This is a genomic window from Methylacidimicrobium sp. B4 (genome assembly GCF_017310545.1).
Classification (GTDB): Bacteria; Verrucomicrobiota; Verrucomicrobiia; order Methylacidiphilales; family Methylacidiphilaceae; genus Methylacidimicrobium.
This window is the reverse complement of sequence record NZ_CP066203.1, coordinates 1,299,281-1,314,660: the sequence shown is the minus strand read 5'-3', so window position 1 is coordinate 1,314,660 and position 15,380 is coordinate 1,299,281. Positions and strand designations below refer to the sequence as shown.

14 protein-coding genes are annotated in these 15,380 nt (G+C 62.5%); 2 read left to right on the top strand and 12 right to left on the bottom strand.

What is annotated here, in order from left to right:
* The 4 genes from MacB4_RS06355 to MacB4_RS06340 all read right to left on the bottom strand — a co-directional run bounded on the left by MacB4_RS06355 (position 1) and on the right by MacB4_RS06340 (position 4,339).
* Entirely contained in the window at positions 1-615 is a 615-nt protein-coding gene (locus MacB4_RS06355; RefSeq protein WP_206863058.1) for a CDP-alcohol phosphatidyltransferase family protein, read from the bottom strand.
* Complete coding sequence (gene gltX, locus MacB4_RS06350; protein WP_206863057.1) at positions 612-1,943, bottom strand: glutamate--tRNA ligase; 1,332 nt, start codon at positions 1,941-1,943, stop codon at positions 612-614. Before gltX ends, MacB4_RS06355 begins: the two co-directional genes overlap by 4 nt.
* A complete protein-coding gene (amrB, locus tag MacB4_RS06345; RefSeq protein WP_206863056.1) occupies positions 1,940-2,923 on the bottom strand; it encodes an AmmeMemoRadiSam system protein B in 984 nt (327 codons plus the stop codon). Before amrB ends, gltX begins: the two co-directional genes overlap by 4 nt.
* A 108-nt stretch (positions 2,924-3,031) precedes the next feature.
* Positions 3,032-4,339, bottom strand: a complete 1,308-nt coding sequence (locus MacB4_RS06340; RefSeq protein WP_206863055.1) for a glucose-1-phosphate adenylyltransferase — start codon at positions 4,337-4,339, stop codon at positions 3,032-3,034.
* 46 nt (positions 4,340-4,385) lie between these two features.
* Here MacB4_RS06340 and glmS point away from each other — a divergent pair, with 46 nt between their 5' ends.
* Entirely contained in the window at positions 4,386-6,233 is a 1,848-nt protein-coding gene (gene glmS / locus MacB4_RS06335) for a glutamine--fructose-6-phosphate transaminase (isomerizing) (protein ID WP_206864969.1), read from the top strand.
* Between the two features lie 38 nt (positions 6,234-6,271).
* On the opposite strand, the gene MacB4_RS11245 is transcribed toward glmS, so the two are convergent.
* The 8 genes from MacB4_RS11245 to MacB4_RS06300 all read right to left on the bottom strand — a co-directional run bounded on the left by MacB4_RS11245 (position 6,272) and on the right by MacB4_RS06300 (position 12,670).
* Positions 6,272-6,580 carry a DUF4276 family protein gene (locus tag MacB4_RS11245; protein WP_242529144.1) on the bottom strand — a complete coding sequence of 103 codons (309 nt, stop codon included), beginning with the start codon at positions 6,578-6,580 and terminating at the stop codon, positions 6,272-6,274.
* Between the two features lie 102 nt (positions 6,581-6,682).
* Positions 6,683-6,865, bottom strand: a complete 183-nt coding sequence (locus MacB4_RS11240) for a hypothetical protein (protein ID WP_242529143.1) — start codon at positions 6,863-6,865, stop codon at positions 6,683-6,685.
* Entirely contained in the window at positions 6,858-7,334 is a 477-nt protein-coding gene (locus MacB4_RS06325; protein ID WP_242529142.1) for an AAA family ATPase, read from the bottom strand. Before MacB4_RS06325 ends, MacB4_RS11240 begins: the two co-directional genes overlap by 8 nt.
* Positions 7,297-9,198: an IS200/IS605 family accessory protein TnpB-related protein gene (locus MacB4_RS11235; RefSeq protein WP_242529141.1), complete on the bottom strand. Its 1,902-nt coding sequence runs from the start codon at positions 9,196-9,198 to the stop codon at positions 7,297-7,299. The genes MacB4_RS06325 and MacB4_RS11235 overlap by 38 nt, the downstream gene beginning before the upstream one ends.
* A 68-nt stretch (positions 9,199-9,266) precedes the next feature.
* Positions 9,267-9,683: a recombinase family protein gene (locus MacB4_RS06315; protein WP_242529140.1), complete on the bottom strand. Its 417-nt coding sequence runs from the start codon at positions 9,681-9,683 to the stop codon at positions 9,267-9,269.
* A gap of 23 nt (positions 9,684-9,706) precedes the next feature.
* Positions 9,707-10,288 (bottom strand): AAA family ATPase, encoded by a 582-nt coding sequence (locus MacB4_RS06310; protein ID WP_206863054.1) that lies wholly within the window; start codon positions 10,286-10,288, stop codon positions 9,707-9,709.
* A 232-nt stretch (positions 10,289-10,520) separates the two neighbouring features.
* Entirely contained in the window at positions 10,521-11,918 is a 1,398-nt protein-coding gene (locus tag MacB4_RS06305; RefSeq protein ID WP_206863052.1) for a cell wall metabolism sensor histidine kinase WalK, read from the bottom strand.
* Positions 11,915-12,670, bottom strand: a complete 756-nt coding sequence (locus MacB4_RS06300; RefSeq protein WP_370569345.1) for a response regulator transcription factor — start codon at positions 12,668-12,670, stop codon at positions 11,915-11,917. Before MacB4_RS06300 ends, MacB4_RS06305 begins: the two co-directional genes overlap by 4 nt.
* 132 nt (positions 12,671-12,802) lie before the next feature.
* On the opposite strand from MacB4_RS06300, the gene gyrB reads away from it, so the two are divergent.
* Positions 12,803-15,379, top strand: a complete 2,577-nt coding sequence (gyrB, locus tag MacB4_RS06295; RefSeq protein WP_206863051.1) for a DNA topoisomerase (ATP-hydrolyzing) subunit B — start codon at positions 12,803-12,805, stop codon at positions 15,377-15,379.
* Position 15,380: the final 1 nt, after the last annotated feature.

Sequence of the window (15,380 nt, the reverse complement as noted above, 5' to 3'; positions counted from 1 at the left end):
CTACCGAAGGCTGGTGCTTCCGCTGCGTGAGGAAGGGAGAGGAAGGCAGGAGCCACTTTGGCCCAGGATGCGCAATCCGGTCGAGAAGTACACTCCGGCCGATGCGATCAGGAAGCCGGCCGCGATCCAACAGGAGGCGATTGCCCAAGGAAGCTGCAGGAGAGCCGCCGCCACGGTCAGGAAAGCGAAGAACGTAGCGGTCTTGCCCGTCCAGTGCGGATGGATGGGCACCTCTCTCTTGAGGAGACGCAGAAAGGCGATTCCCCCGAGGAGGAAGCCGTCCCGGCTCACTACCAGGACAAGGAGCCAGAGCGGAAGAGGAGCCGACCGGGGGGACGGAAGGGTAGTCACGCAGAGGAGGGAGATCAGCAGGAGCAGCTTGTCCGCCAGCGGGTCGAGCACCCTTCCCAAGCGGCTCTGTTGTCTCCAGTGCCTGGCGATGAATCCGTCGAGGGCGTCGCTCAGCGCTGCGGCCAGAAAGAGGGAGAATCCTGCAATCCGAAGGCGCTCGTCAGCCGATCCGGCCGTTTGGCTCCTGCTGTACTGCCAGAGAATGACAGCCATCGCTGGGACGCAGAGCATGCGCAAGACGGTGATTCGATTGGCCCATGTCATGAGGCAACGGTCTCGATCGCTCTCCGGAGGCGCTGGAGCACCCGATCTTTGCCGAGGATCGTCAGGGTGGGATAGAGGCTCGGGCCTACTTCGCGGCCCGTCGTGGCGACGCGCGCGGGATGGACGTAGGTCCGAACGCTGGTTCCGTGCACCTGGGCGAGGCTGTGAAAACGAGCTTCGAGCGCGGAGGGGGCGAAGTCGGGTGCAGCGGAGAGATCGGCCAGGAGCTCTCGGAGCGCCCGGATGCCGTCCGGGTTCAAGAACCGCTTGACGGCACTCGGTTGGAAACGGACCTCTTCCTCGAGAAACGGGCGGGCCCATTCGACAAGCTCCTTCCCCGTCTTTACCTTCTCCTTGACCAAGAGGACGACCTCTTGGAGGTAGCCGGGCGCCCATTTCCCGGTTGGGTATCCGGCGCTCTCGAGCCACCTCTCAGCGTGCGGCAGGATCTCCTGAGGGCTCAGGCTTCGTAAGTAGCTCCCATTCATCCAGAGGAGCTTGTCGGCGTCGAAGCGGGCGTTGCTCCGGTGAATCTGGCCAAGCTCGAATCTCTCCACCGCCTCCTCGATCGAAAAGAGCTCGCGGTTCTCCCGGAGCGACCACCCGAGGAGGCAGAGGTAGTTGCGGACCGCCTGCGGGAGATAGCCACCGTCGAGATACTCGCTGAGGGAAGCCCCGAGGTCGCGCTTGCTCATCTTGGAGCCGCTCCGGTTCAAGATGAGCGGAATGTGGGCGTAGCGAGGTGCGGTCCCACCCAAGGCGGCGGCGAGCGCCAGATGCTTGGGCGTGTTCGAGAGATGATCTTCTCCTCGGATCACATGGCTGATTCCCATGTCCAGATCGTCGACGACGTTGACGAGATGGAATACCGGAGATCCGTCCTTTCGTTGAATCACGAAATCCTGCTCGAGGGTGCAGTCGAACCCGACTTCCCCGCAGATCAGGTCCTCGACGACGATCTTCTTCCGTGGCATCCGGAAGCGGATCGCCCCGTCGCTTTCGTATGCTTGATTGCGATCGAGAAGCAGCCGCAGCGCCCGATCGTAGATGGCGCTCCGCTCGCTTTGAAAGTAGGGGCCTCGGTCCCCGCGCACGCTCCCATCGGGCAGCGGCCCTTCATCCCAGTCGAGCCCGAGCCACTGGAGCCCCTCGAAGAGGACGCGCACCGCCTCCGGGGTGTTTCGGGCCCGATCGGTATCCTCGATGCGTAGCACGAACGTACCTTTCGTGTGACGGGCATAGAGCCAGTTGAAGAGGGCGGTCCGCGCTCCGCCGACGTGAAGATAACCGGTAGGGGAAGGGGCGAAACGGACGCGAATGCTACTCATGCCACTGCTCCTCCGTTCGCTCGTCTTTCGGCCCGCCGCCACAAGCCGCTTGTGAAGGTAACCACGGATCGATCCGAATCCTCAAACCATTGTTCATAATAGGTGCGTTCCAGCCCTGCATCCGTGTCGGTGATCCGAAGGAGCAGGGCGAGAGCGCCGACTCCATCAAAGTAACGTACATTGCCTTCGCGCCCGAGGTGGGTAAAAAAAGCGGAGAGATCGCGATGTTCCACCGTTCGCCAAAGCTCCTCCTCCCAAAGTCGGGTCTGCCTTAAGAGAAGAGGGGTGATCGTAAAGGGATGGCCGAAGCGCGGGCCCATGTGGCACCCGTCGATGCTGACGATCAACCGCATGCGCTCTCCGTAAGCGCGCCGAAGGGAATGCAGGGCCGTCGCGATCCGTTCGAACGACGAGCCGGCGGACGGAGCCCTTCCCTGAGCCACCGAATCGGAGAGTCCGCTGCAAAGAAGGGGAAGGAAGCGGACCGGGCGATCGTCGCCTCGGAAGGCGCGCAACGCTTGCAAGAGCACGACGGGAAACTCGATCGAATGTTCGCCATCGTGGGCCTCCGGATCCTCGCAGGGAAATTCGACCTGGTGTCGCAGCCATTCGATCGACTCGATCTCGCAGAGGGCACGGCCGAGCGGGGTAAGCAGATCCCGGTCGTCGATGCTCCATTCGAGCCTCGACCGGTGGCCCACACCCAGGATGAGGTAGACCTCCGCTTCTGGAGCGTTCGCCAGCGGCGCGAACGCATGCGTGTACGCCTTCGGGCTGACGCGGAAGTCGATGTGAGGAGAGAGAACACCGAGAAGATCGGTTGGGCCTTGCGCAGAAGGGGGGGGCAAAGGGGCTGCACCCGGCTGGGAAAAGAACGAACGGAAATAGGAGAGCGCCCGTCGCTCGTCTGCCGGGTAGCAGGTACCGGCGCAGCGGCATCGGATCGCCTGCCGGCGGCGGCTATGCTCGGAAGTGACCATGCACATCATTTGTCGAGAAAAAAGGTTCAGGCAAAGCAAAAGTTGGCCTCTGCCCGAATCGCAGAAGGGAGCGCCTCGCTCGGGGCCGGGGAGGCGAACGCCCGCTTTTTAGATCACCGTTCCATGGGGCACGATCCCGCCGCGAGGGATGATGACCAGTCCATCTCGGATGAAGAAGCAGTCTCCATCCATGTTTGCGGGCTTCCCTTTGGGGGAGATCCGCACATTGTCGCCCACGCGGGTGTTCTTGTCGACGATCGTTCCCTCCAGGAAGCTGTTCCGGCCGATGCCCATCCTGGGAAGGCCGCGTCCTTCCGCCCCCAGCGCTTGCGAATCGGTCTCGTAGAGGTCGTTCCCGAGAAGCAAGGTGTCCTTGATCGTGGCCCCAGGGAGGACGATGCTTCGGATGCCGATGAGCGAGTGCTCGATTTTTGCATCCGCGATGACGCTGCCCTCGGCGATGAGCGAACCGGAGATCTCCGCGCGGGAGATCTTCGAGCTAGGAAGATAGCGGGCCCTTGTGTAGATCGGCAGTCGGCTGTCGTAGAAATCGAACTTCGGATGGGGCTCGCACAGATCGAGGTTCGCTTCGTAAAAGGCGCGAATCGTGCCGATGTCTTCCCAATACCCCGAGTGGACGTAGGCGAAAACCCTGTGGCTTGGGATCAGCCGTGGGATGACATCCTTGCCGAAATCCGGCTCTCCGCCCGTCAAGGCGTTGGTCAGAACCTTCCGGTTGAAGAGATAGATTCCGGTGGAGGCCCAGTATTGGGGCTCCTTGGCGGGAAGGCGGAGCAGCGAGACGAATGGATCGCCGATGGCCAGTTTCGTGAGGAGCGAGGGATCCTTCGGCTTTTCGACGAAAGAAGCGATCCGGCGCTCCTCGGTGACTTGCACGATCCCAAAACCGCTGACCCGGCTTTGATCCACCGGAGTCACGGCTACGGTCAGATCCGCGCAGCTCGCCACATGCTGCTCGATCAACGCCCGGAAGTCCATCCGATAGAGCTGATCGCCCGCCAGGATCAGGATCAGCTCATGCGGATGGCTCGTGAAATGGCTCAGGTTCTGCCTTACCGCGTCGGCGGTGCCCTGGTACCAGTAGGCGCCCTTCATGGTCTGCTGCGCGGCCAGGAGCTCGACGAACCCCTGGGAGTAGTCGTCAAACCGATAGCTCTGCTGGATATGTCGGTGCAGCGAGGAGCTCTGGAACTGGGTCAGGATGAAGATCCGCTTGAGGTCCGAGTGGATCGCGAGGCTGATGGGGATGTCGACGAGCCGATACTTCCCGGCCAGGGGGACTGCGGGCTTCGCCCGTTCCTTGGTGAGGGGGAAGAGGCGCGTGCCGGCACCTCCGCCCAGGATCACGGTAAGGACATCGAAAGGAGAATAGTTAGCGCCGTGCCAGCGAGTCATGGGAATTGACGGGGGTGATTCGCGAAGAATAATGGTCGAAACCAATATGTGCGGAATTGTGGGCTATCTCGGACAAAAGGAAGCGCAGCCGCTTTTGCTCAACGGACTGCGCCGGCTCGAGTACAGGGGATACGATTCGAGTGGGATCGCCATCCTCGAAGACGGCCACCTGGGCCTGGTCAAGCGCAAGGGCAGGATCTCCGAGCTGGAGCTCGCCTTGCAGAGACAGGGCCTTCCGGGGAAGCTCGGAGTAAGCCATACGCGCTGGGCCACGCACGGGATCCCGAGCGACGCCAACGCCCATCCTCATCTCGACCAGTCGCGCCGGCTTGCCATCGTCCATAACGGGGTGATCGAAAATTACCAGCTTTTGAAGCAAAGGCTATCCGATTCTGGCCACCGCTTCGAATCGGAAACGGACACCGAGGTGCTCGCGCATCTCATCGGCGAGGCGTACGATCGGCAGCCTCCCGCCGATCCCCAAAGGCTCGAAAACGCGGTACGGGCGGCGCTGACGGAGGTGATCGGCACCTACGGGCTCGCCGTGATTCATGTGGATTGTCCGAACCTCCTGGTAGGAGCGCGGCGGGGTAGCCCCCTGATCCTGGGCATCGGCAATGGCGAGTTCTTCCTGAGCAGCGACGTCACGGCGATCTCAGGACAGGCCCAGCGCGTCGTCTACCTGAGCGACGGCGACATCGTCGCGATTCGCCCCGACGGATTCGATATCTCCTCGCTCACGCGCCCTCGGGTCGGATTCGAGATCAGCGAGGTCGACAAGTCGGAGGCGGAGACCGACTTGGCCGGCTATCCGCATTACATGCTCAAGGAGATCTTCGATCAGCCCGAGGCGATCCGGAACGCGATGCGGGGGCGCCTCGATCCAGAGGAGGCGACCGCCAAGCTGGGCGGTCTCAACATGAACCCTCAGCAGCTCTTGCGGATCCAGCGCATCCTGATCGTCGGCTGCGGCACGGCCCGTCATGCGGGGATCGTGGGAGAGTATCTGATTGAATCGCTGGCCCATCTTCCGGTGGAAGTCGATTATGCGAGCGAATTCCGCTACCGGAATGCGCCGCTCGACGGCGAGACGGTGCTCTTCGCCGTCAGTCAGTCGGGAGAGACGGCCGACACCCTGGCGGCCGTGCGGGAATCCAAGCGGAAGGGGATGCGTGTCCTGGGCATCTGCAATCAGGTGGGGAGCACGATCGCCCGGGAAACGGAGGGAGGGGTTTACATGCACGCGGGCCCAGAAATCGGGGTTGCCGCAACCAAGTCCTTCACTTCCCAGGTGCTGATCTTCCTTTTGCTCGCCGTGCTGCTCGGCCGACTGCGCTATCTTTCCGCTCGCCAGGGGAAGAAGCTGATTGAAGCGGTCGAAAAGCTTCCCGATCAAGTGGGGAGCGTTCTGGCGCGGCACGAGGAGGTCCGCGCGATCGCGGAGAAATATGCGAAAGCCGAGGCCATGCTCTTCCTGGGCCGGCAGTTTCAATATGGGATCGCCCTGGAAGGTGCCCTCAAGATGAAGGAGATCACCTACATCCGGGCCGAGGGACATCCCGCGGCCGAGCTCAAGCATGGGGTGATCGCCCTGGTGGATGAGCGTCTTCCGAGCGTCTTCCTCTGCCCGCAAGACGGCGTCTACGACAAGAACGTGAGCAACATCGCAGAGGTCAAGGCCCGTCGGGGACCGGTGATTGCCGTCGCAAGCGAGGGGGATGACCGGATTCGGGAGCTGGCCGACGATGTCTTCTACGTCCCGCAAACCTCGGAGCTGCTCGCGCCGATCCTCACCGTCATTCCGCTCCAGCTCCTGGCCTATTACACCGCCGTCTCTCTGGGCCGGGACGTCGACAAGCCGCGGAACCTGGCCAAGAGCGTGACCGTCGAGTAACTGCGGCGAGCGCGCTGGCGGAAGCCGCGATCGCCCCTTTAAGGTTGGCGATCGGAGGCAACTTCTTGCAGAGCCTTGCGCAGATCGTCGAGAAAACGCTTCAACGAAGGGTCCGCTCCCGCCGCCCGCGCAAGATCCATCTTATCGATGATGTCCCGGGCCCATTCGATGGAGCTGATCAGCGGCGTCTTCCCAGCATCCGAGATCGCTCGGTTCAGCGCATCCTTGTAGCGGCCGCGGTCGCACTTCTGGTCCGGCGTCTGGCAGCCTTTCCCGAGAACCTTCTTGAAGGCCTCTCCATCCAGCAGCAGCCACCGCTCCACGTGAGGATCGGGTATCGCGAGCACGGTCTTGACGGGGATCGACTGCGCACGAAGCTCCTGGGCCCGCTCGTTGAGTCCTTTGCAGTTCGCGTCGGTGGCAACGACAATCAGGTCGCACCGGGAGCCTTACGCCCTCAGATCCCGAAAATATTCTGCGAGCTCGCTGACGACCTTGCCATGCCCTCGGCGGGCGTTGCGCCAATCCACCTGGACGGATAAGCCCAGCTCCTCGGCCACGCGCGCAATCAGGGCGCCGATGATCTCCCGGTGCGCGCGATCTTCCCCAAAGGCGGCGATCGCCTTACTCATCGAAGTCCCCTCGGAGCAGCCGTTCCGATACCGGCAGGCGGTCTTCCTTTCGATCCATCAAGGCCTTGTCAACGTCGGCTCGCCGACCCAGGGGGCCCCAGGTGACAAAAGGCTCGATTTGTGTGCCCGATTCCGACCTGCGGACGACGAAGAGGGAGTCGTCCGGGATAAGGTCGAGCAGGATGGGCGAATGCGTGGTCACAACATATTGGGTCTGGCCAAGGCTCGCCTGGGTCTTGAGGAGTTCCGCGATCAGCTCGATGCGTCGGGGGTGGACGCCGTTTTCTGGCTCCTCGAACCCCACCAGAGAAGGTGGCTCCTTCGCTCCGGTTAGCGCGAGCATGCCCAAGATTCGCAGCGTCCCTTCCGAGAGAACGCGGGCCGGGATCGGTATGCCTGCTTCGGTGAGCCTCAACTCGACTCCTCCCAGGTCATTGACGCTCACGTCGATCCCGTCGATCTGAGGCAAAAGGATCTTCAGCGCCTTCTCGACCGCGTTGAATTGCCGCGGTTCGAGAGCTTTCAGCGTGTTCAGGTAGGCGGGGAGCTCCTCCCCCATGAGCCCAATGTGTCGGACCTCCTTGACCGGGTTGGCCGCGCGCATCCGCTCTCGGGGTTCGAAATAGAAGAAGAGCCACCTTTCCAGCTCCTGGCGTGCCGCCACCAGATGCGGGTAGTGCCGTGGGTAGTGCGGCCGGGAGAGGATGCTGTGATCGAGATGAAGATCGAAGTAGGTGGGGTGGGCCTGCCGTTCCTAAAACCATAGACAACCATCCCACTACCAGGGAAGGTCGTCGATGACGTCGGCCGAACCGTTCTGCCGACGGTTCGCGTGCCGGGATTGCGCCGGCAATGCCCAGGTTGCGCCCAATGCCCGCGTTTCCGGGAGCAAAGGCGCGGGCGGCTCTCGCAAGCCTCCCGACCGGGCATGCGCTGCATGCGCCGCTTTGAGCCTCCTCCGAACCTCCGACCAGAACGACCACACATGCTTCGCCCGATTCCTCGCGGGTAGGGCAAAGGTGAGGTGGCCGCCATTGCGGGCTGGTGCAATGGCCTCCCGCACGGCCGGACGCTTGGGAGAGGCCCAAGCCTCTCCTGGCCACGGCATAGGCCGCGCCCTGGTGAGAACCGATGCCGTGACGACGCGCATGATTCATGGCACCCATCACGGAAGTATAGGCCGGATCGACTTCGATCCCCTCGACTCCGGCTCGAAAACACCCCACCTTGAGCATGGCGATGGTCTTGGAGTAGCCAAACGACGAGATCTTCCTGGCGGCGGATGGACTCGCCACCTCAAGCTCAGCCCTCCTTTTCTTGAGATCCAGCCGCTCAAGGACCAGGGGAAGACCACGCTCCCGTGCCATCTCCACAATCATCCTCGCCGCGTCGCCGATGATCGCCTTGGCTTGATCTTCGGTCTTGCCGTAGAGGTTGAGATCCACCCGAAGGGCCCGCCGCAGGTTGCCGAACCGGTCCGTCTCCGCCACGGCCAGATGGTCGTGGTTGATGTCGATCCCAAGCGCTCCCGCCAGACGGCTCGTCGCAATGGGAACCGGCCTGGCCTCGACGCTCGCGAAGACCCGCCAGCCCTTCCGATCCCTTAAAAAGCGGTAGCTTACCGCCACTCCCTCCCGCTTCCGGACAGGCTTGCCCGTCTTGGTTTGCGAGCAGACAACCCGGCTCGCGGCAAGCGCCTGAAGGATCTCCTCCTGGCCATAGGCGAATCGCACGTCGGGAATGACCAGAAGCTTGCCATCCGAGGCCAGTGCGTCGGGAAGACGCAGACGCAGCGTGAGACTGCCGTCGTCCTCGACCGAAGCCTGGCAGGACTGGTTGCCCGCGGTCTCGTCCTTCGAGCCGATCACGAAGAACTGGGCGCTCCGTGCGGATTGCCAATCCTTTTTCCACTCCGCATGGCTGGCGTAGCCGTTCTCCTCGAGGGCAAACTGCTTGCGGAAGAGGCGGCGGGAGCCGAAGCAGAGGCGGACGCGACCCGAGTCCCGGTCGGCGATCCGTGCCGCAAGCCTGGCGCGAAGGTTCCCAAGCCGCCGCTTCTTCTGATGAAGCTTCTCCGAGCCTGGCTCCCTCGCCGAGAGAATGCGGATGACCCTTTCGGCTCTCTGGATGCGGGCCTCGGCCTCGACGATCCACTCCGGAAGCCGCTCCCGGATCGAGGCGATCTTGCCCTCGAGACCCACGCGAATCGCGTGGAACTGCCGGGCGGTGATCCCAAAGCGCCGCAGGAACTCACACTTGAGATCGCCCATCGGAATCCCCACCCGCATCCTGGCAAAGAGGGCCCGCTTGGGCTCGCCCGTAGAGATTTGCATAGCCGTCCAGAGCCGCGACCTGCTCTGGCGCCAGCCTCAAGCGCGTCTGGCAGGTGAAGAGCGCAGGGTCACTCATGGAGAGCCTCCAGCGCCTTTTTCGCCCGCATCAACCGGTCCCGATGCTCGACCAGAATGACGCCGACCTTTGGATCGCGCAAGAGCCGCAAGAGCCCCTTGCGATGGCCGGTCATCCCAGAGCCAACCTCCTTGAGCGCATCGACGATCGGCAACCGCTTGGCGAGCGCCCACTCCGTCCGCCGCGCCAACTGCCTGTCCAGATCGGCCTTCTGGTCGGCGCTGGAGACGGGCGCATAGCGGGCAACTCCGCCGGGCTGCCTCTCCTCCGCATGCACGATCACCGTCCCGGTCGGCAGCTGCTCGACGGCACCGGCATCTTCCCGTCCTTCCCCATCCGCCAAGCCGTCTTGGAGCCAATCCCCTGCCGCCTCGCCCAGACGCTCAGCTTCATGGGAAAAGAATGCCATGCAACGTGAATTATGTCTATCGATTAGTCAACTGTTGGCAACCCTTCGCGCCGCAGATGCAACTTGTCATCTTTCCGTGAGAGGAAAGGATGGCGATGCCCGCCAAGCTCCCCTTTTTGGTTCAAGGCGGCCAGGGATTCATCCACTACCCGCAAGATTCCGGATGTCGGCACCATCTCGATTTCCACGCAATAGCGGAGATTGCGCTCTCGGACCGGCTCTCGGATCGGTTCTGGAGAGGAGGGAGATGACGAGCCGCCGCCCGAAGGTCTTCTCATCTCCTGGATTTGCTTGTTGACCGCACCAACGACCGCATCGGAGAGGGAAAAATCGGCTTCGATCCGGAAACTCGCTTGTTCTTGCTCCAGCAGTCCCTTGAGGCCGTTTGGAGGGAAGGAGAAGGATTCGAGCGGCTTGCCCCGATAGGGCGGCTCGAACGCTTCTTTGAGCGTTCGGCTCGATACGATCTTGGAGAGCAGCTGCAAGGCATCCAGAAAGTTGCTCTTCCCCGCGGCGTTCGGCCCAAAGAGGACGGACAGGGGCTTCAGAGAAACCTCGACCTTGCGCAACGACTTGTAACCCCGAATCTTGATGCGGTTCAGCATGTCTCTCTCCCCTCATCTTCTGGGCGTGCGGAAAGGGAACCGGGCTCTCTTCCCTCCCCGAAGCGTCGGGATCGAAGGGCTTGGTTGTCGCGCCGGTTCTCCCTGCCCACGAGCCTCTACCTTGGGGAGATGGTGCACGATCTCCCTGCGCTTCCATAGAGACAACCGCGCTCCATGGCGAGTCAAACGCTTTCCATGAAACGGCGGAAGGGACGTAACCAAGGCATCTCCTTCAGGACACACGGGAGAGATGCCGATCGACCGGGCGGCTCTCCGGGGCGGTTGCCGGACTTTCGCCCTGGGCGACCCGTGTGATGGGCTGGCAGGCAGTGGTTCCTTCCGGAGGAGAGGAGGGCCAGGCGGGCAGGGTCACCGTAACGGTCGTTCCTCTGCCGGGCTCGCTCGTCAGGACGACGCGTCCCTGGTGGAGATCGACGATCCGCTTCACGATGGAGAGGCCGAGTCCGGTTCCTCCCGCCTGTCGGCTCCGGGTCTTGTCGACCCGATAAAACCGTTCGAAGACATAGGGGAGGTCGGAAGGGGGGATGCCCACGCCCTGGTCGATCACGCGAATCGAAACTGTTTCCTTCTCCGCATGGGCTTCGATCCGGATCGGGGAGCCGGGCTCGGAATATTGGATCGCGTTTTCGACGAGGTTATAGAAGACCTGCTCGAGACGGAAGGGATCGGCATCGACCTTGGGAAGGTTCTCGGCAAGGGCGACCACGAGGTCAAGCCGCTTTTCCTGGAGTTGCTGGCGCAGGTCCGCCTCGATTCTGCGGAGGAAGTGGGGCAGCGAGACGGGGGCCCGTTCCAAATTCATGCGGCCCGGCTCGAGGGCGGAAAGGGTGAGGAGATCGTTGACGAGCTTGCTCAGCCGAAGCGCATGGCGTCGGAGGATCTTCAGGACTCGCTGGACCTCCTCCGGGGCCAGCGAGGGGGAGGAATGCAAGAGCGTTTCGACATAGCCGCGAAAGATCGAGAGCGGGGTCCGAAGCTCGTGCGAGACGCTCGCAAGAAATTCCTTCTGCCGCTCCTCGCTCCGCTTGTGCTCGGTGATGTCATGGAGCACGAGGAGGACCTGGGAGGGCATGCCCGATTCACCGCGCATCGGCACGGCGTTGACGATGAGAAAGAGCGCGGCTTCCGAACGGGGAAAGCCCCGAAGGGAGATCTCTCCGGAAACGGCTTCTTGGCGGGTAAAGGCTTCGCGGATCAGGTGGTCGATCTCGGCGACGCGAAGGGATTCGAGGACCGTACGCCCCGCCGGCTCCACGCCGAGTCCGAACTGTCGCACCAGCACCTCGTTGGCGAGCTCGACCCGGTGGTCACGATTGACGATTGCCACCCCTTCCATCATGTTCCGGAGGACTCCGTGGAAGTTCTCACCCTGCTGTACGATTTGCCCGGAAAGCTTCTCCCGTGCGGCGAGAATCGTTTCGAGGCGGCTCGCCACGCGAAAGAGGCTTTGGGGGCCAAAGATGACGAAGGAGCGCGGATGACGTCCCTGGACGATCTCTTCGGCAATGCGCTCGAGCTTGGCGGCCGAACGCGCCCAGGCCAGCAGCTGAAGAAGGGCCACCGCCAGGGCCGAACCAAGGAGGACGATCAGGAAGGAGGAAAACGTCATTCGTCGGGCTCGGGCCAAGAGCGGGGCCTGCGAGCGGGCTCTTCCGCTTCCCGGCGCTTGGCGCGGAAGCGGTATCCGATTCCACGGACGGTTTCGATATAGTGGGCCGCGCTTCCGAGCTTTTCCCGTAAGCGACGGACATGGGTATCGACCGTGCGGGTATCCATCGCCTTCTCGTAGCCCCAGACCTCGCGCAGGAGATCTTCGCGTCGATGGACCCGTCCCCGTCCGCGAAGCAGCATGTTGAGCAGGCGGAACTCGGTCGCGGTCAGGTCGACCCGGCGGCTGCGAACGAATGCTTCGTGCCGCCGTGGATGGACGACGAGATTTTCATGGCGGATCGGCTCCGCAGGCAGGGTCCCGTCTACGCGGCGCCGCAGCAACGAACGCGTCCGAAGGACCAGTTCCCGCGGGCTGAAGGGCTTCGTCAAATAGTCGTCGGCGCCCAGCTCGAGTCCTTGCACGCGATCGGCCGGTTCGGCTTTCGCGGTCAGGATCAGGATGGGTAGATCCGCTGTCGTCGGATTCCGGCGCAAGGTCTTGCAGACTTCGAGGCCGCCCAGCTCCGGAAGCATGAGGTCGAGAACCATCAAGTCGGGCAGGTCGCTCATCGCTTTTTCCAGCCCGTCCGCTCCACTCGAGGCCCGGACGGTGTGAAAACCCGCCGCCATCAAGTTGAGGCAGATCAGCTCCAGCACGTCGGGCTCGTCTTCCACTACGAGGACAACCTGGGGCCGGGGAAGGGCCATCATGCTGGAGCAGAAGCTACCCGAACGGAAGGAGGAGCGCAATCTCCGGAGGTCCAAGACGGCGGGTCGGGGGGAAGCGTTCGGCTTGTCTTCGAGGACGGGGTGCCGTAGTATGCTCTTGAATAAGTTGCTACGATGTCTGTCGAAGGGCTATCCCGCCAATTGCCGGCGAATTCGGTTCCGTATGATGCGTCAAAGATCGACAAGCTGGAAGGCCTGGAGGCCGTGCGCAAGCGGCCGGGAATGTACATCGGGCATACCGATGAGCGAGGCCTCCACCATTGCGTCTTCGAAGTGCTCGACAACTCGATCGACGAGCATCTTGCTGGCTTTTGCACTCGGATCGAAGTCACGATCCATGTCGACGGTTCGCTCTCCGTCCGCGACAATGGCCGGGGCATCCCGGTCGATGCTCATCCCAAGTTCAAGATTCCCGCAGTGGAGCTGGTCCTCACCAACCTTCATGCCGGGGGGAAGTTCGGGCAAGGGGTCTACAAGTATTCTGGCGGACTCCATGGCGTAGGCGCCAAGTGCGTCAATGCACTTTCCGAGTGGTTCTCGGTCGAGGTCTCCCGCGATGGAAATGTCTACCATATGGAGTTTCGCCGCGGGAAGACGGTCAAGCCCTTGGAGGTCATCGGAAAAAGCCGGAGTACCGGCACCTACGTCACCTTTAAGCCGGATGCCGAGATCTTTACCGCCACGCAGGAGTTCAAGACGGATATTCTTGCACCCCGGCTCCGCGAGCTCGCGTTCCTGAACCCCGGCCTGGAGATCGTGCTTTCCGACGAACGGGTTCTCGACGCCGGCAAGCCGAAGGTGCAGCACTTCTTCTATCGGCAGGGGATCGAGGAGTTTCTCCAGCAGATCACGGGGAGCATGGAACCGCTGCATCCAAAGCCCATCGTGATCGCCCGGGAGAAGGACGATATCCTGCTCGATTGCGTGCTGCAGTACACGGAGGGCTACGCCGATCAGATTCTCTGCTACACCAACGGGATTCCCAACCCCGATGGCGGCACCCACCTTTCAGGCTTCCGCACCGCTCTCACTCGCTCGGTCAATCAATACGCAAAGGCAAACAACCTGTTGAAGGACAAAGACCCCGCCATCTCGGGAGATGATGTGCGGGAAGGCCTCTTCTGCGTCCTTTCCCTCAAGCACCCCAATCCCAGCTTCGAATCCCAGACCAAGGTCAAGCTGGTCACCCCCGAGGTCGAGGGAGTCGTCTCGTCGCTCGTCTACGACGGGCTGATGTCTTTTTTTGAACGGAACCCCGCCGTCGCCAAGCGAATCGTGGACAAGGCGCTGACGGCGGCTCGCGCGCGGGAGGCGGCTCGGAAAGCGCGGGAGGCGGTCCGGAAGACCGCGCTTTCAGGAAAGGGTCTGCCAGGGAAGCTGGCGGATTGCTCGACCCGGAGCCCGGACGAGGCGGAACTGTTCATCGTGGAAGGAGATTCCGCCGGAGGCTCGGCCAAGCAGGGGCGAGACCGCCAGTTCCAGGCAATCCTCCCCATTCGGGGGAAGTTGATCAACGTGGAGAAGGCGAGGCTCGACCGCGTCCTCCAGAACGAAGAGATCCAGACGATCATCACCGCGGTTGGCACGGGCATCGGAGGTGGCGACGGAGAGGGGGCCTTTCAGCGCGACCGTCTCCGATATCATAAGGTCATCCTCATGACCGATGCAGACGTCGACGGCTCCCACATCCGGACCCTTCTGCTCACCTTCTTCTATCGGCAGATGCAGGAGCTCATCCAGAACGGACATGTCTATATCGCGCAGCCTCCCCTCTACCTGGTCACGCGCAAGAAGAAGGAGTGGTACGTCCGGGACGATGCCGAGCTCAACCAGATGCTGATTCAGCAGGGAGCGGAGGAGGTGAAGGTCGAGGAGCTCCGCGGAGGGCATCTCTTTTCCGGCCCAAAGCTCGTGGAGATTCTCAAAGGGTTGGAAGATCTCGACAAGTTTGCGCGTTCCTTGCTGAACCACGGGGCGGATTTCGGGACGTACCTGGAAAGCCGGGACCCCCAGACAGGAGCCCTGCCGCTCCACCTCGTCCGCGTCCGGGAGGGCAACCGGGAAGAGGTCCATTTCTTCTGCTCCGACGGGGATCTCGCCCGTTTCGCCGAGGCCAATTCCGATTTAGCCCTTTTTGAAGGCGAGAATGGCAACACGGGGGCCGTCGACGGTGAGGGGCCCGAGGGGTCGCCCGGAGAAGGGGAAGCCGCGACAGGGGAGATGAGCTCAGCCGAAGCCACCGCAGCTCCGGAAGAGCCGAGACTGCGATTTCGCCGGGCGACCCATGTCGAGCTCTACGAGAGCAAGAGCATTCGGGACAAGCTCGATCAGCTGGCCGGGCTCGGGATGGTGATCTCTCAGGCGCGCTCCCGGGAGCCGCTCTACGCCTTCATCGAAGGGGAGGAGGAGAACCGCCGGCTCCTCTACTCCCCGGGCGAAATCCTGACAGCCGTCAAGGAGGTCGGGAAGCGCGGGATCGAGATCAAGCGGTTCAAGGGGCTCGGTGAGATGAACCCGAAGCAGCTTTACGAGACGACGATGGATCCGGGACGCCGAAAGCTCTTGCGGGTGGAGATCGCCGATGCGGCGACCGCACAGGAGATTTTTGCGACGCTGATGGGGGATGTCGTGGAGCCGAGGCGCCGGTTCATCGAAGAAAACGCGCTTCACGTTCGCAATCTCGACGTGTAAG

Excerpts from the sequence above, each read along its gene's own strand:
- amrB (WP_206863056.1), bottom strand. The coding sequence starts at position 2,923 with ATGGTCACTTCCGAGCATAGCCGCCGCCGGCAGGCGATCCGATGCCGC.
- MacB4_RS06355 (WP_206863058.1), bottom strand. The coding sequence starts at position 615 with ATGACATGGGCCAATCGAATCACCGTCTTGCGCATGCTCTGCGTCCCA.
- MacB4_RS06300 (WP_370569345.1), bottom strand. The coding sequence starts at position 12,670 with ATGATGGCCCTTCCCCGGCCCCAGGTTGTCCTCGTAGTGGAAGACGAG.
- MacB4_RS11235 (WP_242529141.1), bottom strand. The coding sequence starts at position 9,198 with ATGCAAATCTCTACGGGCGAGCCCAAGCGGGCCCTCTTTGCCAGGATG.
- MacB4_RS06305 (WP_206863052.1), bottom strand. The coding sequence starts at position 11,918 with ATGACGTTTTCCTCCTTCCTGATCGTCCTCCTTGGTTCGGCCCTGGCG.
- glmS (WP_206864969.1), top strand. The coding sequence starts at position 4,386 with ATGTGCGGAATTGTGGGCTATCTCGGACAAAAGGAAGCGCAGCCGCTT.
- gltX (WP_206863057.1), bottom strand. The coding sequence starts at position 1,943 with ATGAGTAGCATTCGCGTCCGTTTCGCCCCTTCCCCTACCGGTTATCTT.
- MacB4_RS11240 (WP_242529143.1), bottom strand. The coding sequence starts at position 6,865 with ATGAGTAAGGCGATCGCCGCCTTTGGGGAAGATCGCGCGCACCGGGAG.
- MacB4_RS06315 (WP_242529140.1), bottom strand. The coding sequence starts at position 9,683 with ATGGCATTCTTTTCCCATGAAGCTGAGCGTCTGGGCGAGGCGGCAGGG.
- MacB4_RS06310 (WP_206863054.1), bottom strand. The coding sequence starts at position 10,288 with ATGCTGAACCGCATCAAGATTCGGGGTTACAAGTCGTTGCGCAAGGTC.
- gyrB (WP_206863051.1), top strand. The coding sequence starts at position 12,803 with ATGTCTGTCGAAGGGCTATCCCGCCAATTGCCGGCGAATTCGGTTCCG.
- MacB4_RS06340 (WP_206863055.1), bottom strand. The coding sequence starts at position 4,339 with ATGACTCGCTGGCACGGCGCTAACTATTCTCCTTTCGATGTCCTTACC.